This window comes from Peribacillus sp. NPDC056705 (assembly GCF_043656335.1).
Genome location: NZ_JBHTYI010000155.1, coordinates 1 through 1,658, shown reverse-complemented (window position 1 = coordinate 1,658; position 1,658 = coordinate 1). Strand labels below are relative to the sequence as shown.

The window sequence follows — 1,658 nt, the reverse complement described above, 5'->3', positions numbered from 1 at the left end:
CCATGAACCCACGGAAATATATGCTCTACTCGGGCCTCGGAGCCCTGTGCTGGTGTGCGATTTTTATTTCAATTGGTTATTTTCTAGGGGGGACTATTGATTTTTCGGATGATTACGGTTCTATTTTGGGGTTGTTTTTCTCTTGAGACGACTGGTAGTTTTGAGAAGCATGGACTTCCTGCAAATGGCGAAAAGGCACCCTAGCGGGTGCCTATCGATTTCAAATATTTACTGCACGAACCCTACAACGATAAATCTTTTATAAACCAGGTGTCTGTAGCATTATGCTCTGAACCGCCTAGTGGTCTTTCAAGTTGTTGGAAACCTAATTTGATGTAAAGGAGATTTGCTGCTTGAAGTTTCTTCAATGTTTCTATGTAACAGTGTGTATAGTGTTCCGTGGCGAAGTCGAGTGCTACTTTGATAAGATCTTTCGACAGCCCCATACCTTGTGCTTCGGGTGCAATGTATAGCTTTTGCACTCGCAAATGTCGGGTTCCTGCCCAAATGGTGCAATCCCCACACCACCTACTACTTCATTTTGTTCATTCACTGCAACCCAATACTTTGAATTTGGTTGTTCCTTGTAATATTGTGCCAGACTGCTCAGTTGAGGGTCAAAATATGCTGTTCCCGGAATGTTTAGGTTAAAGGATTCCAATGAGCGTTTAATAATTTGCTCTATTCTTTGATTGTCCTTTTCTTCAATTTCGCGTATTTGCATCGTTCCATTCTCCAATATCTAAATATTTATTAATTAACTCTAATATCATTCGCCAGATCATTCAACCTATTCAAGAAGGAAGCAATGGAATGAGATCAAACTTCTCAGCCAAATACCGATGAAGACTGGCGGCTAATCGAGCAGAGGAGCCCGTCACACTCACCTTTAAGTCGGGGAATATCTCTTTCGTCTTGTCGCTGTTGCTGCGGGTCATATTTATTTTTATCGCCACAGCCAAAAGATAGGACAGCAGCGATTGATACGCTTCCAATGCTCTCATCGCTTTTCTTGCCGCCCCAAAGCTGAACTCTACATGGTCCTCCTGATTGGCCTTGGTAGGAATCGAATCGGCGCTGGCCGGTATTGATAACGAGTGGATGAGCCGGACTTTTGCAGAAGCCGCTTCCCGGATTGCCTCGAGCTTTATATTTTCTGCGTGTTCTGCCCCTTCAAGCCGGTTCAAAAGCTCCATCGCATAGCTCGCCTTGTCCACAAGCAATATAGTAAGCAAGTCCATGACATATCCTATTTGCGTATTACTGCAGTTGCAGCCCATGACCGCTTCGTAGCCATCCTCTATCTCGAAGAGTAACGGGTTGTCGCAAGTTATATTATTCTCAAAATTGACCGTATTCCAAATAAGACGGAAAGCTTTGTCAACAGCGTAATCGACCTGCTCTTTCGAATCGATCGCAATATATCGGCCGCTATCCCAAATGGTCGCGATCTTTTGTTCAATGTCCAGCAACTGCTGCATATTATGACAAGCGAATATTGCGATAGCTTGTGTCATCGTCGAGCCATTCATTTGCGCGAGTACCTCTTTACATTCCAAAGGGAATGCCGTCTCCATTCCCAACGCTTCAAAGCAGGATTGAGCTTGCATCCGCTTACCCTCGTAGAATACTTCCGCTTCTTCCAGTCCTCCAACGAC

Annotated in this window: 1 protein-coding gene and 1 pseudogene; both read right to left on the bottom strand. The window is 44.5% G+C overall.

The window, feature by feature from the left end; genetic code table 11:
• Positions 1-242 precede the first annotated feature (242 nt).
• A pseudogene (locus ACFRAK_RS28445) lies at positions 243-661 on the bottom strand (GNAT family N-acetyltransferase).
• A gap of 133 nt (positions 662-794) precedes the next feature.
• Positions 795-1,658, bottom strand: an 864-nt coding sequence (locus ACFRAK_RS28440) for an aromatic amino acid lyase (RefSeq protein WP_394573106.1), incomplete at its 5' end; no start/stop codon positions are given.